The organism is Paenibacillus sp. FSL E2-0178 (assembly GCF_038593005.1).
Lineage (GTDB): Bacteria > Bacillota > Bacilli > Paenibacillales > Paenibacillaceae > Paenibacillus_AQ > Paenibacillus_AQ phytohabitans.
Map to the genome: position 1 here is coordinate 6,690,238 of NZ_CP151953.1, position 24,560 is coordinate 6,714,797.

Genomic DNA, 24,560 nt, shown 5'->3' on the forward strand with positions numbered 1-24,560 from the left:
ATAGTCATGAAGATAAGAGATCATGTCTATACGAGCGAAAGCGGGGAGAACGGAATGAAGGTTTCGAAAGTCGTAACTCGGCGGAGAATGCTGTGGACGCTGCTGGGACTGGCCGTGTTGTTCGGTTCGCTGGCCGTGCGTCTTGCCTATGTACAGTTATCACAAGGGGAGAAGCTGAGCGCCAAGGCTGAGGAATCCTGGCGGCGGAATATTCCCTTCACCGCCAAACGCGGCGAGATTCTGGACAGGGAGGGCGTCGCCCTGGCATATAATATCAGCTCGCCAACGATCTATGCCATTCCTGTGCAGGTGAAGGAAAAGGAACAGACCGCGAAGCAGCTGGCTCCGCTGCTCGGTATGACCGAGGAGAAGCTGGTCACTCTGCTGACCCAAAAGAAAGCCTCGGTGAAACTGCAGCCCGGCGGCCGCAAAATTACGATGGAGCTTGCCGCGAGCATCCGTGATTTGCAGCTGCCGGGCATCGTTGTGGCTGAGGATAACAAACGGTATTATCCCTTTGGCGATTTAGCCGCACATATTCTCGGCTTCACGGGAATCGACAATCAGGGGATCACCGGGATAGAGAGCATATACGATAAGCTGCTTCAGGGCAGCGCTGGCAATATATCGTATCTGTCCGATGCCGGAGGACGGCTGATGCCTGGATCCTCGGAGAAGTATACCGAGCCGCAGGACGGGCTGAGCCTACAGCTGACGATTGATAAGCAGATTCAGTCGATCATGGAACGCGAGCTGGATCAGGCCATGGTGAAGTATCAGGCGCAAGGTGCCTGGTCGATTGCGATGGACCCCCGCAATGGTGAGATTCTGGCTATGGCGAGCCGTCCGGGTTATGAGCCGGGCTCCTATAAGGAATACGATGCCGAAGTATATAACCGGAATCTTCCGATCTGGATGACGTATGAACCGGGCTCCACCTTCAAGATCATTACCCTGGCTGCTGCGCTGCAGGAGGGGAAGGTTGATCTGCAGCATGAGCATTTTTTCGATCCGGGATATATTGAAGTGGGCGGTGCCAAGCTGCGCTGCTGGAAAAAAGGCGGCCACGGAAGCCAGACGTTCCTTGAAGTGGTGGAGAACTCCTGCAACCCCGGGTTTGTTGCCCTCGGACAGCGTCTCGGGAAGGATACCCTGTTTAAGTATATCCGTGATTTCGGGTTTGGCACGAAGACAGGGATCGACCTCAACGGTGAAGCGAACGGGATTCTGTTCAAGCCGGCGCAGGTAGGGCCGGTCGAGCTTGCTACCACGGCCTTTGGTCAAGGGGTATCCGTAACACCGATCCAGCAGATTGCTGCGGTGTCTGCAGCGATTAACGGCGGCAGGCTGTATACTCCGCATGTTGCCAAAGCCTGGATTAATCCGGATACGGGTAATGTCGTATCCGAGGTAGAGCCGGAGGAAGTGCGGCAGGTGATCTCGGAGGAGACTTCGAAGAAGGTGCGGGCCGCCCTTGAGAGCGTGGTTGCCAAAGGCACAGGCCGGCCGGCGTTTATTGACGGCTACCGTGTGGGCGGCAAGACAGGGACGGCACAGAAGGTTATTAACGGCCGGTATTCTCCTACGGAGCATATCGTCTCTTTTATCGGATTTGCACCAGCGGATGATCCGCAGATCGTAGTCTACACCGCAGTTGACAATCCCAAGGGAATTCAGTTTGGGGGTGTGGTAGCAGCTCCGATCGTCCAGAATATTCTTGAGGATTCGCTTCATTATCTGAAGGTTCCGCAGCGTAAGGATCAGCTGCCGAAGACCTATAAATATGGGGAGACTCCGATTGTGACAGTTCCCGATTTAACAGGAGCTACCGTTCAGGATATTTATGAGTATTTGAACATGAATTTCATGCTGGCCCGCTCCGGATCAGGCAATACAGTGATTAATCAGGCACCCAAAGCGGGGGCAAGAGTGGAGCAGGGTTCAACCATCCGGATTTATATGGGAACTTCCAGTGAATAATAGGGTAGTCTGACAAATGTAGAGTGAGGGATTACTATGAAAATTAATGAATTGTCATCCTGTCTTGCCGCTTCGCGTCTATACGGGGAAGGTGAGACCGAGATTACGGATTTGCAGGTGGATTCCCGCAAGGTTAAGCCGGGCGATTTGTTCATTTGCCTGCCCGGCCATACAGTGGACGGACATGATTACGCACCGCAGGCAGCCGCAAGCGGTGCGGCTGCCCTAGTCTGTGAGCGGAAGCTGGAAATCGATCTGCCGCAGATCGTGGTAGATGACTGCCGGTTTGCGATGTCCGTGCTGTCGAATGCGTTCTTCGGCTCACCCAGCAGCCGGATGAAGATGATTGGGATTACCGGGACCAACGGCAAAACCACCACTACGTATCTGATTGAGAAAATCATGCAGGACCATGGCGTGAAGACGGGGCTGATCGGGACGATTCAGATGCGTTATGACGGACAAAGCTATCCGATGTCCGGTACTACGCAGGAATCGCTTGAGCTTCAGCGCACTTTGAACGATATGGCCTCCAAAGGCGTGCAGTGCTGTGTGATGGAGGTATCCTCCCATGCACTTCAGCAGGGACGGGTGAAGGGAACGGATTACCGCACGGCGATATTCACTAACCTGACTCAGGATCATCTGGATTATCACCATACGATGGAGGAGTACCGCGCGGCTAAGGCATTGTTCTTCTCGCGGCTTGGCAATGTGATCTCTCCGTGGAAGGAAGAGCGTAAATATGCAGTTCTCAACGCGGATGATGCAGCAAGCAACTATTTTGCTTACCAGACCGCTGCGGAAGTGATTACATATGGTATCGACCACCCTGCCAATGTCCGGGCCTCTCAAATTTCGATCACGTCCAAAGGAACTTTTTTCCATGTGGATACGTTTAAGGGAGAGACAGATATTTCGCTCCGGATGGTCGGCAAGTTCAATGTCTATAATGCACTTGCGGCCATTACTGCTGCTCTGCTGGAGGATGTGCCGCTGGAAGATATCAAAGCCAGTCTGGAGTCAGTAGCCGGTGTGGACGGACGTGTCGAGTCTGTGGATGCCGGACAGGAGTTCGCAGTCATCGTAGACTACGCGCATACGCCGGATGGTCTGGAGAATGTGCTGAAGGCTGTCTGTGAATTCGCTGCCGGCAAGGTAATTACCGTCTTTGGCTGCGGCGGAGACCGGGATACGACCAAACGGCCGCTGATGGGCAAAATAGCTGCCAAATACAGTGATCATGTCATGGTTACCTCCGACAATCCCCGGACAGAGGATCCGCTGCTGATTCTGCGCGATATTGAAGCGGGACTTCTTGAGGACGGCGTGTCACAGGAACGGTATGTGATGATTCCCGACCGGCGGGAAGCGATCAGAAAAGCTATTGAAATGGCAAGCCCCGGCGATGTAGTATTGATTGCGGGGAAAGGTCATGAGACCTATCAGCTAATCGGCGGGGTCGTTCATGATTTTGATGACCGCATCGTAGCCAAAGAAGTGATAAGGGGCCGAAGCTATTGATTACAAGAACGCTGTATACTATCGCGGTAATGTGCGGGGGAGAGCTGTCCTCTGCTGAAGATAAGGATATTGAACTTGCGGGAGTCGTAACCGATTCCCGCAAAATTACGCCTGCCTGCCTGTTCGTTCCGCTGGCCGGAGACAACTTTGACGGCCATCATTACGCTGCTGCCTCTCTGGCAGCAGGAGCGGCCGCTACGCTCTGGCAGCGGGATAAGGGGCCTGCGCCTGAAGGCGGTCCTATCATTCTGGTGGAGGATACACTGGCCGCTTTGCAGAGACTGTCCTCGGCATATCTGGGCGAGCTCGCGCCGCGTGTAGTCGCCGTGACAGGCAGCAACGGCAAGACAACGACCAAAGATATGATTACCGCTCTTCTTGAAGTGCAGTACAAGGTACACAAAACACAGGGCAATTTCAATAATCACATCGGTCTGCCGCTTACGATTCTCTCCATGGACAGTGATGTTGAGATTGCTGTGCTGGAGATGGGCATGAGCTCGCGCGGTGAGATTGCCCTGCTGTCCAGGATAGCTGCCCCTGATGTGGCTGTGATTACCAATGTGGGCGAATCCCATCTGCTGCAGCTCGGGTCCCGCAAGGAAATTGCCCGGGCCAAGCTTGAGATTGTGGACGGACTTAAGCCGGGCGGCCTGCTCATCTATAACGGGGATGAACCGCTGCTCGCAGAAGTTATGGCAGAGCCCGGGTTTAATCCGCCGGAAGGGATGCTCAGCTTCCGTTTCGGGCAGTCCGGAGACAATGATGACTATCCTTCAGGTCTCATGACTCATGGCGCTGGAATGACCTTCACTTCGCATCTTCATGCCGAGCGTGCCTTCACGCTGCCTCTGCCGGGGCGTCACAATGTCATTAACGCACTCGCTGCACTAGCGGTTGCCCGCCATTTCCGTGTGACTGACGAGAATATAGAGACCGGATTAGCCGGGCTTAAGCTGACCGGCATGCGGATTGAAGTGATGCAGGCGGCGAACGGTCTGACGCTGCTGAACGATGCTTACAATGCCAGCCCTACGTCCATGAGAGCAGCGATAGATGTGCTGCAGTCCATGAAGTGCAGCGGGAGCAGAATCGCAGTGCTGGGGGACATGCTGGAACTTGGGCCTGATGAAGTTCTGTTCCACCAGCAGATCGGCAGCTATCTCGATCCTGCATCGACGGATGAGGTATACACTTACGGACCGCTCGCTGCTCATATTGCTGCGGCTGCGGCGGAGAGATTCGGGGCCGGACATGTATTTGCTTTTGAAGACAAAGAAGCATTGATCACGGCCTTGAATACCAAATGTGGGCCCAGGGATGTAGTACTCTTCAAAGCGTCCCGGGGGATGCGTCTGGAGGAAGTGCTTCACCGCCTGAAAGAATATTCTGAAGCTGACTTAAACTAATGGAGGGGGTGTACCCATGGATTATCAATTACTTCTGCTGACTATTGCTGTGTCCTTTATCCTTGCGGTCATTGCTGCTCCGCTGATTATCCCGCTGCTGCGCCGGATGAAGTTCGGACAACAGGTTCGCGACGACGGGCCTCAGACCCATCTGAAGAAGGCGGGAACGCCTACGATGGGCGGAATTATCATCATGGTGGCATTCACGTTGTCTTTTCTGAAATTTTCGGTGATTAATTCGGATTTCTACGTACTTCTGGTAGCTACGCTGGGTTACGGTCTGATCGGTTTCCTGGATGACTATATTAAAATTGCCTTCAAACGTTCCCTAGGGCTGACGGCACGCCAGAAGCTTGCCGGCCAGCTGCTGGTTGGTATCGTTCTCTGCGCCCTGCTCATTTCCGGCGGACACCACACAAACATCAGCATTCCGGGAACATCGGTGAGCTTTGACTGGGGCGGCTGGTTCTACTATCCGTTTATTGTCCTGATGATGATGGCGGTAACCAATGCGGTTAACTTCACGGATGGTGTGGACGGACTGCTGTCCGGTGTCAGTGCGATCGCGCTCGCTGCTTTTGCTGTAGTTGCCATGCAGGCAACCTCCATTGCTGCCGGTGTCTGCGCTGCGGCGATGATTGGTGCAGTACTTGGCTTTCTGGTATTCAATGCCCATCCGGCCAAAGTGTTCATGGGTGATTTCGGCTCCTTCGGGATTGGCGGCGCCATTGGCGCGATTGCCATTGTAACGAAGACCGAGCTGCTCTTCGTGGTGATCGGCGGTGTCTTCGTAGTCGAAATGCTGTCCGTAATTATTCAGGTCGCTTCGTTCAAAACACGCGGCAAACGGGTATTCCGAATGAGCCCGATCCATCATCACTTTGAGCTGGGCGGCTGGTCGGAGTGGCGTGTGGTTGTCTCCTTCTGGGCGGTGAGCCTGGTGCTCGCGGCTGTTGGACTATATCTTATCAAGGGGTTGTAACATATGAAGCATCCGGATTTGTACCGTGATGAAGAAGTGGTCGTCCTGGGGCTCGCCAAAAGCGGCGTCCAGGTGGCCAAGGTGCTGCATGAGCGCGGCGCGGTTGTGACGGTCAATGATAAAAAGGAAAGAGATCAAAGTCCCGAAGCTTCCGAACTGGAATCTTTGGGAATTTCTGTTATATGCGGCGGGCATCCGGAAGGGCTGATTCATGAGGGTGTTGCGCTTGTTGTAAAGAATCCGGGGATTCCCTATTCCGTGGCTCCGGTGCAGCAGGCTCTTGAGCTTGGCATCGAAGTCGTAACGGAGGTAGAGGTGGCTTACCATCTCTGCGCCGCACCTATGATCGGTATTACGGGCTCCAACGGGAAGACGACTACAACGACCTGGGTTGGCCGTATGCTGGAGGCAGCGGGGATGAGGCCTATAGTTGCCGGGAACATCGGTACGCCGCTCTGTCAGGCCGCTCAGGAGGCTGACGTGGACAACTGGATGGTTGTCGAGCTCAGCAGCTTCCAGCTCAAAGGGACGGAAGCCTTCCGGCCCAAGGTCGCTGCCCTGTTGAATGTTGCCGAGACCCATCTGGATTATCATGGGGGGATGGAGGATTATGTGGCCTCCAAATCCAAGCTGTTCGCGAATCAGGGGCCGGGCGACACCGCTGTACTGAACTGGGATGATCCGGTCTGCCGCGAGCTGGTTCCATATATCAAAGCAGGCATCCTGCCCTTCTCCATGACTGAAGAACTGGTTCAGGGCATTTTTGTCCGTCCATCCTTTGTGCCGGAGACAGAAGATGATCTGAAGCGGGTAATCATTTACCGGGATTATACGGAGAGCGAGACCGAAATAGCCGATTTGGATTCGATCGGCCTTCCGGGCCGCTTCAATGTGGAGAATGCGCTGGCCGCCTGCGGCATCGCCATTGCCGCAGGCGCGGACCCGGCAGTGCTTGGCGGAGTACTGGCTTCCTTCCGCGGTGTGGAGCACCGGCTGGAATATGTGACAGACAAGGCGGGGGCCGCCTACTATAACAATTCCAAGGCTACCAATTCCAAAGCTACAGCCATGGCGTTGGGGTCCTTCAAGAAGCCGGTCATCCTCGTTGCCGGAGGTCTGGACCGCGGTTCTGATTATATGGAGCTGCTGCCTGTCCTCGGCGGGAACGTCAAGGCACTGGTGGCCCTTGGGGAGACGAAGGACAAGCTGGCCGCGGTTGCGCAGCTGGCAGGAGTAAAGACAATCATCTCCGTCGATAATGGGGAGAGCGCCGCCGCCGTGCTGCAAGAGGCTGTGCGGGAGGCTTCCGCTCTTGCGGAAGCAGGAGATGTAGTTCTCCTGTCTCCTGCCTGTGCCAGCTGGGATATGTTTACATCCTATGAGGAGCGCGGGCGTATTTTTAAAGAGGCGGTGCATAACCTTTAAGTAGGGGGGTGGATAAGCCCCTACTACGGATGCAAGAGGTGTGCTCCTGATGAACAAATCCCGTCATGCGCCCGATATCTGGCTGCTGCTTCCGATATTGGCTTTGCTGGCCATCGGTATGGTAATGGTATACAGCGCCGGGTCCGTTTTGGGCTTCCGCAATTATGGCGACTCGTTTTATTTTGTCAAAAGACAGATGCTGTTCGCAGGCCTGGGTCTTATCGCCATGTTCATCACTGCGAATACGGATTATGTGGTGCTGAAGAAGTTCGCCAGGCCGGCCCTGATTTTCTGCTTCGTACTGCTGGTGCTGGTGCTGGTTCCCGGCATCGGGGTCGTGCGCGGCGGTGCGCGCAGCTGGCTGGGAATCAGCTCCTTCGGCATTCAGCCCTCGGAGTTCATGAAGATGGGGATGATCCTCTTTCTCGCAAAATGGCTCGGAACAGAGGATTACGATATTTCCAGCTTCACCCGCGGCCTGCTTCCGCCGCTTGCGCTGATCGGTTCCGCTTTTGCGCTGATCATGCTCCAGCCGGATCTCGGTACAGGCACTGTCATGTTCGGGGCTGCGTTGATGATGGTCTTCACGGCAGGGGCCCGGATGAAGCATCTGCTCTCCCTGGGCGCGCTGGGTGTTGCCGGGTTCGTGGGGCTTATTGCCGCCGCACCCTACCGTCTGCAGCGGATTACGGCCTTCCTGGACCCCTGGTCTGATCCGCTCGGGGCCGGATATCAGATCATACAGTCGCTGTACGCGATTGGACCCGGCGGACTGGGGGGCTTGGGTCTCGGCATGAGCCGGCAGAAGTACAGCTATGTGCCGGAGCCGCAGACCGATTTTATTTTTTCCATATTGGCTGAGGAGCTGGGGTTTATCGGGGGGCTGGCAGTGCTGCTGCTCTTCCTGATTCTGATCTGGCGCGGAATGAAGGTAGCGATGAGTCTGCCGGACCGTTTCGGCAGCTATCTGGCCGTGGGCATCGTCTGTATGGTCGCTATACAGGTGATCATCAACATTGGTGTGGTTATCGGCCTCATGCCGGTTACCGGCATTACGCTTCCGCTGATCAGCTATGGAGGCTCATCGCTGACCCTGATGCTTACAGCCCTTGGCATTCTACTTAATTTATCCCGTTATGCGAGGTGAAAGACATGCGTATTGTATTAAGCGGCGGCGGTACGGGCGGACATATCTATCCGGCCGTAGCCGTAGCCAGACAGCTGGAATCCGAAGAAGAGAAATCCGTCTTCCTGTATATCGGGGGCAAACGCGGTCTGGAGAGCAAGCTTGTTCCCCAAGAGAATCTGCCCTTTAAAGCGATTGATATTACCGGCTTCCGCCGTAAGCTCTCAATGGACAATGTGAAGACGGTAATGCGTTTCCTGAAGGGGGTGAAGGCCTCCAAAGCCATGCTGCGGGAGTTCAAGCCGGATGTTGTCATCGGCACAGGCGGATATGTCTGCGGGCCGGTAGTGTACGCTGCATCCCGGCTAGGCATCCCGACGCTTATCCATGAACAGAACGCGATCCCCGGCCTGACCAACCGCTTCCTCAGCCGGTATGCCGATACGGTCGCCGTAAGCTTTGAAGGCACGGAGCCGGCTTTTCCGGGGGCTAAGAACGTAATCTACACAGGCAACCCCCGGGCAACTACGGTAATGACTGCCAACCCGCAGCGGGGATTCGCTTCACTGGGGATTCCTGAAGGCAGTACGGTTGTGCTGGTAGTCGGAGGCAGCGGAGGCGCCAGGGCAATTAACCGGGCGATGATTGAAATGGCTCCGTTTGTGGGTAAGGGTAATGGTGTTCACTATGTGTACGTTACCGGAGAGGCTTATTTCGAGGAAACCCGTAAAGCTGTGCGTGAGAAGCTCGGAAGCTTGCCGAACTCCCTGCATATTCTTCCGTATATTCATAATATGCCCGAGGTATTGGCCTGTACTTCACTCATCGTGAACCGGGCGGGGGCATCGTTTCTTGCAGAGATTACTGCGCTAGGCATTCCCTCTGTGCTTATCCCTTCTCCCAATGTAACGAATAATCACCAGGAAGCGAATGCCAGACAGCTTGAACGTGAAGGGGCAGCCGTTGTGCTGCTGGAGAAGGATTTAAGCGGCGAGGCACTATTCGCAGCGGTGCATAAGATTATCGGAGCGGATGCTGCACGCCGCAGTATGTCTGATGCCTCAAGGCGGCTGGGTAAAAGAGACTCCGCCTCGCTGGTTGTCGCCGAGCTCCGCAGATTGGCCGCAGGCCGGAAACGCTAGAATCCCGGGCTTACATTGAAATATAAGAAGTTATCAGTGTTTCACACGATAACTTATCCTTCTATTTCTCGCTGAAACGGTACCGTCTTTATAAAAGGGCGGTATAGCCGTTTCCACTTGTCACACACGAGAGGTCACGAACATAGGATGATCCTATAATCGTGACAATCACCCAGAGCACTTCCAGTTCATGAAATGTGGAGCGGGGTAGCTTCCCGGCCTATTTCTGTTGATCTGTGTACAGGAAGTGCCCAACGGTGGGTGAGCGGTAATCTCGGAGGTGATACATTGGACAAATTGGTGATTGAGGGTGGAAATCCCCTGTCAGGCACCATACGTATCCATGGAGCGAAAAATGCGGCCCTGCCGATTCTGGCGGCAAGCCTGCTGGCCGAAGGAGTTCACTCACTGCATAATGTGCCGAAGCTGCTGGACATCGAAACTATGCTGGATATTCTGGAAAGGCTGGGCTGCAGGGCCGTGCATGAAGATGAAACGGTTACGGTCGATACAACCTGCGTCGCTACCTCCCATGTTCCGGAGGATTTAATGCGGCAGATGAGATCCTCCATTTTTCTAATGGGACCGCTTCTGTCCAGGTTTGGTGAAGTAACGATTTATCAGCCGGGCGGCTGTGCCATCGGGGAACGCAAAATTGATCTTCACCTGCAGGGTCTGAAGCTGCTCGGGGCGGAGATTGAGGAGACCAGCGGGATGATCTGCTGCCGGGCTGCCAAACTGACAGGCTGTGATATTCATCTGGATTATCCAAGCGTCGGAGCCACGGAGAATATCATGATGGCTGCCGCTATGGCGGAGGGGACCACAACGGTGTCCGGAGCGGCCAGAGAGCCGGAAATTCAGGATCTGCAGAATTTCCTGAATGCGATGGGTGCGCAAATCATCGGTGCGGGAACAGATACGATCACCATTCAGGGCGTCTCCAAGCTGTATCCTTGCAATTATGAGGTCATTCCCGACCGGATAGTTGCCGGGACCGTAATGATCGCAGCTGCAGCTACAAGGGGGAATGTGACGCTGACCCACACCAACGCAGGACACTTGACTTCTCTGATTCATGTTCTGAGGCGTGCCGGTGTTCAAATTACAGTTTGCAATGATATAATTAATATCAGCTGTATGGGGCGTCCGCGTGCAGTAGAAAGAATTGTAACCTCCCCGTATCCTTCGTTCCCTACAGATCTGCAATCCCAGGTGATGGTCCTTTTGTCCCTGGCTGACGGATTCAGTGTGATTAAAGAAACTGTATTTGAAGGACGCTTTAAGCATGTGGAAGAGATGGCCCGGATGGGAGCCGACATTTCCATTGACCTGAACCGGGCGTTTATACGCGGAGTGCAGAGATTATACGGAGCTACGGTAGAAGCCACCGACCTGCGTGCCGGAGCTGCCCTGGTTATCGCCGGACTTGCCGCTCAAGGAACTACCGTTGTTGAGCAGGCGCATCATATTGACCGCGGATATGACGGCATCGAGATACTGTTTCAGAAGCTGGGTGCACGCATTAGCCGCAAGGTACCTGTGCCGGACCCGCTGGATTTGGCCAATTAAAGCTCCCTGTCTCCTTCGGCCCGAGTGCGCGGGAAGGAGACAGGGCCTTATTACGGAGATATGAGAATGCCTAAAACCCGAATGCCTCTTCTTAAAGAGGACAAGCCCAGTAAGAGAATGAGCCGTAAAATCACTATTATCCTGCTGCTGCTGTTTATTGCGCTGCTGGCCGTGATATTTTTCCGTTCGTCCGTCAGTAAGATTACGGCAATCAATTTCCAGGGGGATAAATATACATCCCGGGAGGAATTGCTTGCCGCAAGCGGTCTTACAATCGGCGGACAGTTCTTCGCGGTCTCCGGAGATGCCGTAGAAAGTGCACTGACAGGACTGAAGACGGTTCAGGAAGCGGCTGTGGACAAGAAATTCCCCGGTGTGATTAACATCAGCATTAAGGAATTCCCCGCAGTGGCATACGAGCTGGATGAGGCTGGATCGCTTGAGGCGATTCTGTCCAGCGGAGCTGCAGTATCTGTCAAGGATACTGGGATTGCCGTTGAGAAGCCGATATTAACCAACTGGAAGGCTGATGATCCTTACAAGACGAAGCTGTGCCAGGCGCTGGCTGATATTCCGAATGAACTGACCAGTGATATATCCGAGATCGTCCCCTCCCCGACTTTGTCTTTTCCGGACCGTATTAAGCTGTATACACGTTCACGGTTTGAGGTCATTACGGCAATTTCACTGCTTAAGGATAAGGTGGAATACCTGAATCAAGTGATTGAAAACGAGCAGCCGGGATTGATCAAGATGCTTGAGGCCGATTCTTATGTCCCATTTCATACAGAAGCGGAGGATTCCGGGGAGGATTCAGACACACAAGAGTAAATAGTCCCTACTAATAGAGCGGAAAAAATGCTACAATCGGTTTTACGGGCAATAAGCAATATCCCTCTTTTTTCTGCGGATTTTTTGAAATGCATTCATGGATATAGCTGTCATTTCTTAAAAGGTAGAACTTATATGCTTTAGAAAAAATTGAAAGCAGTTGTTTGCATGCCAAAAGGCTGTTATATTATTCCATTCAAAAAATTTGTAGAAAAAAGAGGGAAAGGATTAGGGATGTTGAATATGTACAGAGAAGTTTCCCGGGACCGGGATCAAAGCGTATTTTCTATTTATTTGGCTTCACAATTCATTATGATTATAACAGGAGGTGCCATAGGGCTTGAGCAACAATGACATCATTGTTAGTTTGGACATCGGTACATCCAAAGTTCGGGCAATTATTGGGGAAGTTACCAATGGAACCTTTAATATTATTGGCGTTGGATCTGCTGATTCGGAAGGAATACGCAAGGGTGCGATTGTAGACATCGATCAGACTGTGCAATCGATCAAGAGTGCCGTAGAACATGCGGAGCAAATGGTCGGTATTCAAATATCCGAGGTGTATGTCGGTATATCCGGTAATCATATCGGCCTGCAATCCAGTCACGGTGTAGTTGCCGTGCAGAATGAAGACCGTGAGATCGGCGAAGATGATATCGACCGCGTAATCAAGGCTGCTGAGGTCATAGCACTGCCTCCTGAGCGCGAAGTCATTGATGTTGTCGCCAAGCAATATATCGTCGACGGGCTTGAAGGAATTCAAGATCCGCGCGGAATGATCGGAGTTCGCCTCGAGGTTGAAGCGACGATCATTACCGGGGCTAAGACACCAATACATAATCTGCTGCGCTGCGTGGAGAAATCAGGTCTGAAGGTTAAAGATCTTGTGCTTATGTCTCTCGGGGCAGGCGGATTAGCGCTTTCCAAGGATGAGAAATCAATGGGAGCAGTACTGGTGGATATCGGTGCCGGCCAGGCGACGATAGCCGTATATGAAGAAGGTTCCTTGTGCGCAACCTCTACGATTCCGATCGGCGGAGAATTTATAACCAATGATATTGCATACGGTCTGCGAACACTTACGGATCAGGCCGAGAAGGTCAAGTTGAAATATGGCTGTGCCTGGATTGATGACGCTGCCTCGGATGTCGTGTTCAAGGTTCTGCGGATCGGCAGCAATGTTGAGAAGGAATTCAACCAGGAGGATCTGGCGGCGATTATTGAGCCCAGAGTTCAAGAAATCTTCCATCTGATCCGCCAGGAAGTGAAACGGCTTGGTTACAATGAGCTTCCGGGAGGTTATATACTAACGGGTGGCACCGTTTCGATGCCGGGTGTCCTGAAGGTAGCCCAGACTGAGCTGGCAGCCTCCGTACGTATTGCCGTACCTGATTATATTGGAGTACGTGACCCCGGGTTCACCGGAGGTGTGGGTATACTCCATACCGTTGTGCGCAGATTCCGCGGACGAAGCAGCGGTGGAAGCGCCAATAAGAAGACGGTTAACCGCAGCAAGCAAAGTGCTGCACCTAGCCAGGATTCTTCCAAGAAGCCGGGGCTGGTAGAACGTCTAAAGAATATGTTCAGCGAGTTCATATAAGTGTAAGTCCAGATATACTTGGACTGGCCATCCAAGCACTACTCAAGGGGGAGATGGAAACAATATGTTGGAATTTGATTTTGAAATGGAGAGCTTAGCCCAAATAAAGGTCATCGGCGTAGGCGGCGGCGGAAGCAATGCTGTAAACCGGATGATTGAAAATGGCGTTCAGGGTGTTGAATTCATCACGGTTAATACAGATGCCCAAGCGCTGCATATGGCCAAATCGGAGCATAAACTGCAAATCGGGGATAAACTGACCCGCGGACTTGGCGCTGGAGCCAATCCTGAGGTGGGGAAGAAAGCGGCTGAAGAATCCCGCGATCTGATTTCAAATACGCTTAAAGGTGCAGATATGGTATTCGTAACCGCAGGTATGGGCGGGGGTACCGGAACAGGCGCAGCGCCTGTAATTGCCGAGATTGCCAGAGAGTGCGGAGCATTGACGGTTGGCGTTGTGACCCGTCCGTTTACTTTTGAAGGCAGAAAACGTTCCAATCAGGCAGAACTGGGAATCGAAGCGTTGAAAGAAAAAGTGGATACGCTGATCGTGATTCCGAATGACCGCCTGCTGGAAATTGTGGATAAGAAAACACCAATGCTGGAGGCATTCCGTGAAGCGGATAATGTACTCCGCCAGGCTGTGCAAGGGATATCTGATCTCATTGCCGTTCCCGGCCTGATCAACCTTGACTTTGCCGATGTGAAGACAATTATGACGGAGCGCGGTTCAGCGCTTATGGGGATCGGTATTGCGACCGGCGAGAACCGTGCCTCGGAAGCGGCCCGCAAAGCCATTATGAGCCCGCTCCTCGAAACCTCCATCGAAGGTGCACGCGGCGTAATTATGAACATTACAGGCGGCTCCAACCTCTCCTTGTATGAGGTTAATGAAGCGGCTGAGATTGTTACTTCTGCTTCCGATCCTGAAGTGAATATGATCTTCGGTGCGATTATCGAAGAGAGCATGAAGGACGAAATCAAGGTTACGGTAATTGCTACCGGCTTTGAACATAAGCCTTCCCCTGTAGCGCCTGCTCGCCGTCCTGCATCCAGCAGTGAGCCGGCAGCGGACAAGGATAAGAACGCGAATCTGCGTCCGTTCGGCAATCAGACAACCTCTGATCAGCTGGATATTCCAACCTTCCTGCGCAACCGGACACGCGGCAACAATGATTAAGAACGAAGAGAAATGAACTGCATAGCTTTTTTACGGAAGCACCGTATTCGACCCGCCTAGAGCTGGGACGAATACGGTGTTTTTTTGTTTTTAGGCTGTTATAATAACGATAACGGGAGACGATGGAATGGAACTGCTGGACCCCCGGGTGGATTTTGTTTTTAAACGGATATTTGCAAGCGAGAGTAACAAGGATGTGCTGCTGGCTTTTCTGAACCGGATATTCATGGATGCGGGAGATTCCCCGCTGGAGGAAGTAGTGCTGCTCAATCCTTATACAGATAAGGATGATCCGCTGGATAAGCAATCAATATTTGATATTTGGGCGAAGTCTGCAGACGGCAAGCTGATCAATATTGAAATGCAGCTGTTCAACAAATATGATATTGAGAAAAGGACCTTATATTACTGGAGCAAACGTTATGCGGGCCAGCTTCAGGTAAGCGGCAAATATACAGACCTCAAGAAATGCGTAACAATCAACATTCTGAATTATAAGGTGCTGCCTAACGAACATCCGCATAGTGTGTTTCACTTACGGGAGGATGCAACCGGAACGCCGCTCACCGATGATATTGAAATTCATTTTCTGGAATTACCCAAGCTGAATCAGCCAGCGGTTCCCGGCCAAGGCGGTCTGGTGAACTGGCTGCTGTTCTTGAAGGGAATAAACCACTCGGATTGGGAGGTGCTGTTGATGAACGAGCCTGCTTTGAGGAAGGCGATGGAAACTCTGGAGTTTCTGAGTCAGGATTCGGAAGCCCGGCGTAAATATGAGGACCGCCAGAAGTTTCTGCTTGACGAAGCCTCGCAGAGAGACGGTGCACAAAGAGAAGGGTTTGCTAAAGGCATAGCGGAAGGTAGAGAAGTAGGCAGAGCAGAAGGCAGAGAAGAAGGCAGAGAAGAAGGCAGAGAAGTAGGCAGAGCAGAAGGTGAGCTCGAGGCAAAATTGGAAATAGCCAAGAATCTCCTGGCTATGGGGCTGGATCTTCCTGCCGTAATGAAGGCAACCGGACTGACTGAAGAAGAGTTGAAATCTATCACTTGAATGAATATTCGAACTTGAAGTCAGCCTCTACAGGCTGGCTTTTGTGCGCTTGGCAGCGCATCGTACTAACGGGTGAGAGTCCCGAGTACACCGCGAGATGGCGGAAGTACATAGCTGACTCATAGTGCTCTGTCCGTGAGGAAGGGTGCGGAGGATGAGAAGGCAAACCCCGGAACAGGCGGCAAAACCAAGTTGGCCGGCAGAGCAGGACAACCTTGCAAAAGAAAGGAACGTCCCATACCATCCGTAGCTTTGTAGGTTAAGAGGACTGGATTCGGGAGAAAGTGCGATGACGTGACCCAAGGAGATCTTATCCTCTCCGCAAAGCGGTAACTTTCGTTTAAGATCGTGAGGTCAAGAACGAAATAACGGGGGGTAAGAAGTCAGACGTAGGGATAATAGTGAAGAAGCTTGCCGGAAAGGCCGCAAAGGCAAGTGAATCGGCGCAGTGTCGCCGGTACAGGCGCTGACCTGAAAAGGCAGTGACCTGGTGCGAAGCCCGAAACCGTGAAAGAGAAGTGCTGTAAAAAAAACTACGGTTGACTAATTTGCTAACATAATTTGTTTTCAATCTGTTTAAGGTAGGCCAATGGGTCTCGACGAAAACGTCTGCGTTTCGTAGTTTCGTCTAGTCGTTTTGTCCAGCGACGACGTTCTTGGTTAAAAGCCTCATACGAAACTTGTTGCAGCCGTGAAACCAAATTCTGCTGGTTTAACGCATCATCAACGAACACCACAAACTCACCGCAGCGGAGAATATGTTCGTTCCAACTGCGGCGTCCCGTCGTTCGCCGGTGTTTTGTTTTCGTTTGTCGAAAGAAACGTTCATGGTCATTGTTCGTGCGAGGAACCCAAGGCGCATCATAGCAGGTGAAAAGCCCTTTCCAAAAGCCTCGGGTATAGCTTTGGAAGTTAGAGACAAGCAAGGAATCTTCCTTCCGGGTATAGGTCTTTTGCATCCAGGACAGCAGGCACTCCATTTCAAAGCGTACCGTCTCACTGCGCTGGTCAGCACTTATCTTTGCAGGAGAAAGTAACCGTGCAGTCTCCTGAATCGGAATCTGCCAACGTTTCACCGCTTGGTACTTCGAAGTGAATTCGGGTAGTTTGCGAAACAGCAGCAGCACCTTTTTCAGGAGGACGGCCCCCCTTTTTTAGCTACACTCTTTTCGAGTGAAGCCTTCACGGCACTGGCTTTCTCGTAAATCTGAATCCCTGGCAAATCCAGCGGGGATTACCATCCTCAAGCAGAAGGGAGCGAGTCGCGGCTAAGTAATCCCGTGTCACTTCGCTTTCAATTGAATCGTCATCTTCAACCTGTTTTTCAATTTCCCTCAGACCTCGCAAGCTTTTTTTGAGTCCTGTTTTGAGTTTGCGGTCCAGGTCAACAACAGGCTTGGCAATATCTTTTAGATAGTGGTATTGGCAGTATTGGTACGGCGTATTCGGCCAGGTTTCTCCCATCGCGAGTCGAAGGGATTGTTGACCATCGCTGACCAGACCAATGACCGGAAATCCAAGGTCTTTGACAGGTCTCAAAAGAGCCATGAGCTCGGTTTTAGAGCCGCTTTTTAAATTCTTTGCCGCTAAAATCCGACCGCTAAACCCTTCGCGAACCACATACAGTGTTTCATTTCCTTTCTCTGGTTGGACACCGTCCACGGAGAGAAGAAGGCCATTATATTCCTTAACCACGTCCTCTAATTGTTCTTTAACGTCAGCGGTCAGAGAGGCGCGAAGCAAGGTCAGATACCATTCGTAGAGACGCATAGCGTGACGCTCTGAGGTGGGGATGCCTCGCTCTTTAGGGCTTTTGAGATTTCGGTCACGGTCATATGCTGCTTAAACCGCATCTCGCCGACAAGAGCCAGTACATCGTAGGCATACGAGGTGTGTTTGAGACACAAGGCATCTGCCTGAACCGAACGGAAATACCGTTTGGGCTTACCACAGACCGGATCTGGGCAATGGTAAGCCATATTCCAGACTTCAATAATGCCTTCGAGCGTCGCTACAATTTTATTCGAAGCGTTGTGATGCCGCTTGAGCTTGGTTCCACAATCTGGGCAATGAGTGACTTCCGGGCGAAAATACATTTTTCGTTCGGGAACAATTCGATTTTTAGGTAAGCCTCTCTTTTGTGGTTTCATGATGATTCCTCCAAGTTAGGTCTTACCTGTTATTACCCGATTTCAGGATAGTTAGAGAGATAATCAACCGTAGAAAAAAAAACTGCCATGTACCAGGCAGAAGCCGGGGAGCCAGGAAGCGCGTAGAACCGGGGTCGAACATAAGGGTAGACCGTCTGGGGCGATGTACCAAAAAGGAACTTGGAATAGTGCCGCTAAGGCTAATCCGCTGGGTTTTAGAAGGGAAGTAGACGAGGCATGGAGGAAAAGACGGAAAACGTCAGGCGCTTCCGTGAGGGAGTACAAGGTGGCAAGAAACGCAGATGGTATAGCCTAATTGACAAGATCTGGGCAGTACCAAACTTGGAGGAAGCCTTTGGAGAGGTGAAACGCAATAGGGGAGCCGCAGGCGTAGACCAAGTGACCATAAAGGCATACGAGTCGGGGTTGGAGAGCCATGTACAAGCCCTTCAGCACGCGCTGCGAAGTAAGACCTACCGGCCTAAGCCGGTGAAGAGAGTCTATATCCCCAAGGCGGACGGCACGTTAAGACCTCTTGGCATTCCTACCGTAGAAGACCGTGTCGTGCAAGCGGCAGTAAAGCGTATCCTGGAACCGATCTTTGAAGAAACGTTTTTGGACTGCAGTTATGGCTTTAGACCGGAAAGAAGCGCTCACATGGCGCTAGAGAACATCCGCAGAGATCTAACGGACGGATATGTGTACGTGATTGATGCGGATCTGAAAGCGTACTTCGATACGATTCCGCATGAGAAACTCATTCAAGCGGTACGTGAGGAAGTGGTGGACGGAAGTGTGCTTGAACTGATTCGGCGCTTTCTGCAAGCTGGGGTCATGGAAAACGGCAGCTTCTATCTGAATGAGCAAGGTACCCCGCAAGGCGGTGTGATAAGCCCCTTGTTAGCGAACATCTATCTGCATCCGCTAGACAAGAAAATGACAGAACGAGGGCACCGCATAACAAGGTACGCCGATGATTTCGTCATTTGCTGTAAGTCGCAAAAAGGAGCAGAGAGAGTGATGAGTTCGGTGACACGCTTTCTAGAGAAGGAACTGGGACTGAAGGTACATCCAGAGAAAACTAAAATCGTGAACAATATGGAAGAGGCGTTTGTCTTTCTAGGGTATGAGTTTATCCGGGGTTCAAGGATGTTCCCATCCGATAAAGCGAAACGGAAATTCAAAGAACGGGTGAAAGAGATTACGCGACGAAACCAGACGGTGAGTGTGGAGGAACTGGTAAAGAAGAAGCTGAATGGATACCTGCGTGGCTGGGGCAACTATTACGGGCATGGACAGGATTTCTACTTCTTCCGAGCGATGGATGGTTGGATTCGGCGAAGGCTGAGAGCGGTGCAACTTAGAAGTTGGCGGAAAATCGGTAAACTGCACCGAGAATTACGACGCAGGGGATACAGGAAGCCGCTCCCACAGCTTCGAATGACAGCATGGAGAAATTCCAGTGGCTACCACGCACACTATGCATTGCCGAACAGTTGGTTTCAAGAAATAGGTCTCTGCTCATTGCTCGACCTGTACAAAGAACTTCATCCCCAGAGGGGATAAGCACGGAGGAGCCGTATGCGATGACCCGCACGTACGGATCTGTGAGAGGCCCATGCAATTGCGCATGGGCCTACTCGATTCTTTTATCCTCTTAATATCTCTGCTGACCTATAACTCGACAAAAAAAACGTAAGTACGCCCCCCAAGTTTAGACAGACTTTGAATGCGAGAGTTCCTATACTAATCTTATCGTCTAAAAAGAGAGCCTTCACCCTGGCCTCCGGCTAGATATCCGTTACCAGGCAGGTGAATACACTGGTTGTTTATATTGACTTGATCTTCGCCGCCAATCTGCTGATCGACGGAATTCTATTGTGGCTGACCAGCTGGCTGGTCAAGCTGAAGGTGTCCTGGTGGCGCCTGTCTCTCTCTGCGCTGGTTGGCGCGCTCTATGTCGTGATGATGTTTGTACCGGAGCTGTCCTTCATGTACACCTTCCTCATCAAATTCGGGTTGTCGGTAGTGATGCTGTGGATCGCGTTCGGATTTAGAAGTCTGCAAAGCTATCTTCGTGCATTAGGGGCATTTTATATCATTAATTTTGCGGCGGCAGGAGGTATAGTAGGGATTCATTATTTGCTGCAAAGCTCAGGCGACATCTGGAACGGCATTATCTTTACTTCTTCAGGCGGCCAAGCTTACCGGTTGAAAATTGGATTCTGGTTCGTGCTTGCGATGCTTCCGCTGGTGCTTCTTCTCTTCAAGCTGATTCAATCCTCGCGCAGGCGCAGGGAGCAGCTGGAGACATATATCGGTGAAGTGACCGTGGAGATTGACGGAGTATCTGTTACCTGTCCAGGGCTGCTGGACACCGGAAACCGGCTCAATGATCCGCTTACGCGAATTCCGGTCATGGTTATGGAATCCTCACTATGGGAAGGCCATCTGCCGGCCTCATGGAAAGGGAGGCTGACACAGACAGGGGCAGATACACTTGTGCTGGAAGCGGACGGGCAGTCGTTTGCCTGGCAGGACAGAATACGGCTGGTGCCGTACAGAGGCGTTAACCGCGGGGCATCCTTCATGCTCGCGTTGAAGCCGGATTCAGTGATGATAAAGCTTGGCGGAGAAACCTTTTACAGGAAGAGGGTTCTCATCGGGCTGGATGGCGGGACACTGTCGGGAGACGGAGCGTACCGGGCGGTCATACATCCTGACCTGACCCACAATGAGAGCGCTGTAGAGGCGCCGGCAGACAAGGCTATGAGTTAAGGAACATATAGGAGGAACAATAAATGGTCAAATTCAAACTTGTGCTGCAACTGCAGTATTATCGCATGCTGTTTCTGCTGGGACTGAAGAGCCAGGAAATTTATTATATCGGGGGCAGTGAAGCGTTGCCTCCTCCGCTTACACGGGAAGAGGAAGAATTCCTGCTGCAGCGGCTCTCAAGCGGTGATGCGGCAGTCCGGGCCATGCTGATTGAACGCAACCTGCGGCTGGTGGTGTATATCGCCCGGAAATTCGAGAACACAGGGATTAATATCGAGGATCTTGTTTCCATCGGGGCGATTGGACTAATTAAGGCGGTCAATACCTTTGATCCGGAGAAAAAAATAAAACTGGCCACCTATGCCTCACGCTGCATTGAGAATGAAATTCTGATGTATCTGCGGCGCAACAGCAAAACTAGAAGCGAGGTTTCTTTTGATGAACCTCTGAATATTGACTGGGACGGCAACGAGCTGCTGTTATCGGATGTGCTGGGAACGGAGAATGACACGATTTACCGGAATATCGAAGAACAGGTGGACCGCAAGCTGCTGCAGAAGGCGCTGGAGAAGCTCAGTGAACGGGAAAGATTAATTATGGAGCTGCGGTTCGGACTGCGCGGCGGTGAGGAAAAAACCCAAAAGGATGTTGCTGATTTGCTTGGCATTTCCCAATCCTACATCTCGCGGCTGGAGAAAAGAATTATCAAGCGGCTGCGCAAGGAGTTCAACAAGATGGTGTAAGCTGAAGGAACCGAGGAATAAAATGCCGGACCGGGGAGATAATGTACAGTAATGTTTCTCCTTGGGAGGTAAATCATCATGACCCGAAATAAAGTCGAGATTTGCGGTGTGGACACCGCTAAGCTACCCGTTCTTACGAACGTGGAAATGCGGGCATTGTTCACTTCGCTGCAGCAGCAGGGCGAGCGATCCGCCAGAGAGAAATTGGTAAATGGTAACCTTAGACTTGTTCTTAGCGTAATTCAAAGGTTCAATAATCGTGGGGAGTTCGTGGATGATCTGTTTCAGGTAGGCTGCATCGGACTCATGAAAGCCATCGATAATTTTGATTTATCGCAGAATGTCAAGTTCTCTACCTATGCGGTGCCGATGATCATCGGAGAGATCCGCCGTTACTTGCGTGACAACAACCCGATCCGGGTATCGCGCTCGCTGCGGGATATTGCCTATAAGGCCCTTCAGGTCCGCGACAGCCTGACCAATCAGAATTCGCGGGAACCGACGATCCTCGAGATTTCAGAAGCACTCGGTGTACCTAAAGAGGATGTCGTCTTTGCCCTTGATGCTATTCAGGACCCGGTATCCCTGTTCGAGCCGATCTATCATGACGGCGGTGATCCGATCTATGTGATGGATCAGATCAGCGACGATAAGAACAAAGATGTATCCTGGATTGAAGAGATTGCTCTTCGTGAAGCCATGCAGCGGCTGGGACAGCGCGAGAAACGTATTTTGTCCATGCGGTTCTTTGAAGGTAAAACCCAGATGGAGGTAGCGGATGAGATTGGGATCTCACAGGCGCAGGTATCGCGGCTTGAGAAGTCGGCTATCCAGCAAATGCAAAAGCATGTGAAGTCTTAAACAGCAGGCTATAGATAAGCGGGGGATATTCCGGAAGGCGCGTGAGCAGCTGCCCGGGGTATCCTTTTGTATGTTACGGCGAAGGCCGGAAATGAATTAAGACATGTTGCCAAGCCTTAAGGACATATACTGGAGCTATAGGTCTGAATGTACAGGGGTGGCAGGATGAATGAAGATTCCGTAGGGTCGGGCAAAAAGATGAAAATTTCTGATTTTCAAACCAAGGATGTTATTAATATTGTGGACGGCAAGCGGCTCGGGCAGATTAGTGATCTGGAGCTGGATCTGCGCCGCGGGGTTATTGATGCCATCATCGTACCTGGATATACAAGGTTCATGGGACTGTTCGGAGGCGGTGCCGATCTGATTATCCCGTGGCGGAATATCGTCAAGATCGGTGCCGATGTCGTCCTGGTGAAGATTGAGGAATCCCGGATGCCTCAGGGCCAGGAAGAGCGGGAGATGATGTATCTGGAGCGGCCGGAACGCAGCGAGCGGCGCACTTATTAATCGGGTGCGTCTTTTTTCTGCGTATATGGGTAAAGGCATAGGGTGGGCTCAGTCGGGTCCCCGCAAAGTACTTGGATAGGCATCGGAGCGTAACATCACTTTGTGGGGATTAATTTATGTTACACTTAAGCGGAGGTGAAGATATGGAACCGTTTATGCGGAGTGACGGAACGCCTATGCTGCTTCATCTGGAGCCGTGGCGAGAGAAGTATAATGCAGTCACAGCAGGATTCACAGGCAGAGAAGGCGGCAGCGGTACGAAGCCGTATGACAGCTTCAACTGTGCATTTCATGTCGGTGATGATCCGGCTGTTGTGCTCAGCAACAGGAAGCTGCTGGCGGAAAGTCTTGGTTTCGGGCTCCAGTCCTGGACCTGCGGAGAACAAACCCATGGTAAGGATATAGCAGTAATTACAGAACAGGACCGCGGAAAAGGCAGCCTGGACCGGTCTACAGCTTTTCAGGCTACCGACGGGCTCCTGACTAATGTGCCGGGTGTGCTGCTGACTTCCTTTTATGCGGATTGTGTGCCGCTCTACTTCTATGACCCCGTGCACAGTGTTGTGGGGCTGGCGCATGCAGGCTGGAAGGGGACTGTGGCAGAGATCGCAGCAGCGATGGTGGACAGAATGACTCAGGAGTATGGAAGCCGTCCAGAGGATATCCAGGCTGCCATAGGCCCTTCGATTGGCGAATGCTGCTACGAGGTAGATGATTATGTAATGGACCACGTCCGCCGGCTGGAGGCCGGGCTGAACCCGCTGATGATGGTGGAAGGGGCGCCGGACTTATATAGAAGCTCGGATAAGGACAGCAGCAAAAGTATGCTTAACTTGAAAGAAATGAATCAACGCATTATGATAAAAGCAGGAATATTGCCGACTCATATCGAATGTACAACTTGGTGTACAAGCTGTAACAGTGATCTGTTCTTTTCGTACCGCAAGGAAAATGGGGTTACAGGGAGAATGACGAGCTGGATCGGAATAAAGGAGAGTTGAATTTTGGCCTCATTACAGGAAAGAATCGCCATCACCCTGGAACGTGTCGCACAGGCCTGCGCGGTCAGCGGCCGTGATGTAAGTGACGTCAAGGTTATCGCGGTGACGAAATATGTACCACTGGATACGGTAGCCGCTGTACTGGATGCAGGGCTTACGGAGATTGCGGAGAGCCGCTGGCAGGATGCAGAGCCTAAATGGAATGCGCTTGGACACAAGGGAATCTGGCACTTTATCGGGCATTTGCAGACCAATAAGGTAAAAGACGTTATAGGTAAATTTGAATATATACACTCGCTCGACCGGCTATCGCTGGCACGGGAGCTGCACAAGAAGGCGGACGCCGCCGGACTGGATGTTAAGGTGTTCCTGCAGGTGAATATTTCCGGAGAAGATACGAAGTTCGGTTTGCCGCCCGAAGCGGTGGAGGGTTTCCTGAAGGACATCGCCCCGCTAAGCCGTGTGAAGGTAATCGGACTGATGACCATGGCTCCGCATGAGGAAGATCCGGAGCTTACCCGTCCCGTATTCCGGGGGCTGCGTGAGCTGCGCGATTCGCTTAATCAGCTTGCTTTGACACCTGAGCCTATACAAGAGCTGTCGATGGGAATGTCGAATGATTTTGAAGTGGCGATACAGGAAGGAGCCACCCGGGTGCGCCTGGGTACGGTACTAGTAGGTCATTAGGAGGGAGA

General features: G+C 52.1%; 23 protein-coding genes. 20 read left to right on the forward strand and 3 right to left on the reverse strand.

Annotated elements, in window-relative coordinates; translation table 11 throughout:
- The first annotated feature begins 54 nt into the window (after positions 1-54).
- From MHI42_RS29010 to MHI42_RS29070, 13 genes are all read left to right on the forward strand, one after another.
- Positions 55-1,980, forward strand: coding sequence for a stage V sporulation protein D (locus tag MHI42_RS29010; RefSeq protein WP_342424822.1), 1,926 nt, complete (start codon positions 55-57; stop codon positions 1,978-1,980).
- Between the two features lie 36 nt (positions 1,981-2,016).
- Entirely contained in the window at positions 2,017-3,504 is a 1,488-nt protein-coding gene (locus tag MHI42_RS29015) for a UDP-N-acetylmuramoyl-L-alanyl-D-glutamate--2,6-diaminopimelate ligase (RefSeq protein ID WP_342421402.1), read from the forward strand.
- Positions 3,501-4,913 (forward strand): UDP-N-acetylmuramoyl-tripeptide--D-alanyl-D-alanine ligase, encoded by a 1,413-nt coding sequence (gene murF, locus MHI42_RS29020; RefSeq protein WP_342421403.1) that lies wholly within the window; start codon positions 3,501-3,503, stop codon positions 4,911-4,913. The genes MHI42_RS29015 and murF overlap by 4 nt, the downstream gene beginning before the upstream one ends.
- Positions 4,914-4,929: 16 nt before the next feature.
- Positions 4,930-5,895 (forward strand): phospho-N-acetylmuramoyl-pentapeptide-transferase, encoded by a 966-nt coding sequence (mraY, locus tag MHI42_RS29025; protein WP_039304257.1) that lies wholly within the window; start codon positions 4,930-4,932, stop codon positions 5,893-5,895.
- A 3-nt stretch (positions 5,896-5,898) separates the two neighbouring features.
- On the forward strand, positions 5,899-7,320 hold the full coding sequence (murD, locus tag MHI42_RS29030) for a UDP-N-acetylmuramoyl-L-alanine--D-glutamate ligase (protein WP_342421404.1): 1,422 nt from the start codon (positions 5,899-5,901) through the stop codon (positions 7,318-7,320).
- A gap of 49 nt (positions 7,321-7,369) precedes the next feature.
- Entirely contained in the window at positions 7,370-8,467 is a 1,098-nt protein-coding gene (spoVE, locus tag MHI42_RS29035) for a stage V sporulation protein E (protein WP_039304260.1), read from the forward strand.
- 5 nt (positions 8,468-8,472) lie between these two features.
- Entirely contained in the window at positions 8,473-9,588 is a 1,116-nt protein-coding gene (gene murG / locus MHI42_RS29040) for an undecaprenyldiphospho-muramoylpentapeptide beta-N-acetylglucosaminyltransferase (RefSeq protein ID WP_076244035.1), read from the forward strand.
- A 288-nt stretch (positions 9,589-9,876) separates the two neighbouring features.
- A complete protein-coding gene (gene murA / locus MHI42_RS29045; RefSeq protein ID WP_042139384.1) occupies positions 9,877-11,160 on the forward strand; it encodes a UDP-N-acetylglucosamine 1-carboxyvinyltransferase in 1,284 nt (427 codons plus the stop codon).
- Between the two features lie 66 nt (positions 11,161-11,226).
- Positions 11,227-11,991, forward strand: coding sequence for an FtsQ-type POTRA domain-containing protein (locus tag MHI42_RS29050; RefSeq protein WP_340985777.1), 765 nt, complete (start codon positions 11,227-11,229; stop codon positions 11,989-11,991).
- Between the two features lie 150 nt (positions 11,992-12,141).
- On the forward strand, positions 12,142-12,345 hold the full coding sequence (locus tag MHI42_RS29055) for a hypothetical protein (RefSeq protein WP_340943289.1): 204 nt from the start codon (positions 12,142-12,144) through the stop codon (positions 12,343-12,345).
- Positions 12,332-13,594 (forward strand): cell division protein FtsA, encoded by a 1,263-nt coding sequence (ftsA, locus tag MHI42_RS29060; RefSeq protein WP_039304274.1) that lies wholly within the window; start codon positions 12,332-12,334, stop codon positions 13,592-13,594. The genes MHI42_RS29055 and ftsA overlap by 14 nt, the downstream gene beginning before the upstream one ends.
- Positions 13,595-13,658: 64 nt before the next feature.
- A complete protein-coding gene (gene ftsZ / locus MHI42_RS29065) occupies positions 13,659-14,774 on the forward strand; it encodes a cell division protein FtsZ (RefSeq protein WP_042139382.1) in 1,116 nt (371 codons plus the stop codon).
- Positions 14,775-14,901: 127 nt separating this feature from the next.
- Positions 14,902-15,822 carry an Rpn family recombination-promoting nuclease/putative transposase gene (locus tag MHI42_RS29070; protein WP_342421405.1) on the forward strand — a complete coding sequence of 307 codons (921 nt, stop codon included), beginning with the start codon at positions 14,902-14,904 and terminating at the stop codon, positions 15,820-15,822.
- Between the two features lie 551 nt (positions 15,823-16,373).
- On the opposite strand, the gene MHI42_RS29075 is transcribed toward MHI42_RS29070, so the two are convergent.
- Genes MHI42_RS29075 through MHI42_RS29085 form a run of 3 tightly spaced genes read right to left on the reverse strand, consistent with a single transcriptional unit; the run spans position 16,374 to position 17,972 of the window.
- Positions 16,374-16,949: a hypothetical protein gene (locus MHI42_RS29075; RefSeq protein WP_342421406.1), complete on the reverse strand. Its 576-nt coding sequence runs from the start codon at positions 16,947-16,949 to the stop codon at positions 16,374-16,376.
- Positions 16,950-17,004: 55 nt separating this feature from the next.
- On the reverse strand, positions 17,005-17,592 hold the full coding sequence (locus MHI42_RS29080; protein ID WP_342421407.1) for a transposase: 588 nt from the start codon (positions 17,590-17,592) through the stop codon (positions 17,005-17,007).
- A complete protein-coding gene (locus MHI42_RS29085; RefSeq protein ID WP_342421408.1) occupies positions 17,568-17,972 on the reverse strand; it encodes a hypothetical protein in 405 nt (134 codons plus the stop codon). The genes MHI42_RS29080 and MHI42_RS29085 overlap by 25 nt, the downstream gene beginning before the upstream one ends.
- Positions 17,973-18,209: 237 nt before the next feature.
- Between MHI42_RS29085 and ltrA the strand changes: the two genes are divergently transcribed.
- The 7 genes from ltrA (at position 18,210) to MHI42_RS29120 (ending at position 24,552) form a co-directional block, all read left to right on the forward strand.
- Positions 18,210-19,538: a group II intron reverse transcriptase/maturase gene (gene ltrA, locus MHI42_RS29090; RefSeq protein ID WP_342421409.1), complete on the forward strand. Its 1,329-nt coding sequence runs from the start codon at positions 18,210-18,212 to the stop codon at positions 19,536-19,538.
- Between the two features lie 246 nt (positions 19,539-19,784).
- Complete coding sequence (gene spoIIGA, locus MHI42_RS29095) at positions 19,785-20,750, forward strand: sigma-E processing peptidase SpoIIGA (RefSeq protein ID WP_342421410.1); 966 nt, start codon at positions 19,785-19,787, stop codon at positions 20,748-20,750.
- A 23-nt stretch (positions 20,751-20,773) separates the two neighbouring features.
- The gene (sigE, locus tag MHI42_RS29100) at positions 20,774-21,493 is read left to right on the forward strand and encodes an RNA polymerase sporulation sigma factor SigE (RefSeq protein ID WP_039304286.1); all 720 of its coding nucleotides are present in this window, start codon (positions 20,774-20,776) and stop codon (positions 21,491-21,493) included.
- Between the two features lie 78 nt (positions 21,494-21,571).
- Entirely contained in the window at positions 21,572-22,354 is a 783-nt protein-coding gene (sigG, locus tag MHI42_RS29105) for an RNA polymerase sporulation sigma factor SigG (RefSeq protein ID WP_039304289.1), read from the forward strand.
- Positions 22,355-22,519: 165 nt separating this feature from the next.
- The gene (locus tag MHI42_RS29110) at positions 22,520-22,864 is read left to right on the forward strand and encodes a YlmC/YmxH family sporulation protein (RefSeq protein WP_039304293.1); all 345 of its coding nucleotides are present in this window, start codon (positions 22,520-22,522) and stop codon (positions 22,862-22,864) included.
- A gap of 143 nt (positions 22,865-23,007) precedes the next feature.
- Positions 23,008-23,865, forward strand: a complete 858-nt coding sequence (pgeF, locus tag MHI42_RS29115; protein WP_342421411.1) for a peptidoglycan editing factor PgeF — start codon at positions 23,008-23,010, stop codon at positions 23,863-23,865.
- Positions 23,866-23,868: 3 nt separating this feature from the next.
- On the forward strand, positions 23,869-24,552 hold the full coding sequence (locus MHI42_RS29120; RefSeq protein WP_342421412.1) for a YggS family pyridoxal phosphate-dependent enzyme: 684 nt from the start codon (positions 23,869-23,871) through the stop codon (positions 24,550-24,552).
- Positions 24,553-24,560: the final 8 nt, after the last annotated feature.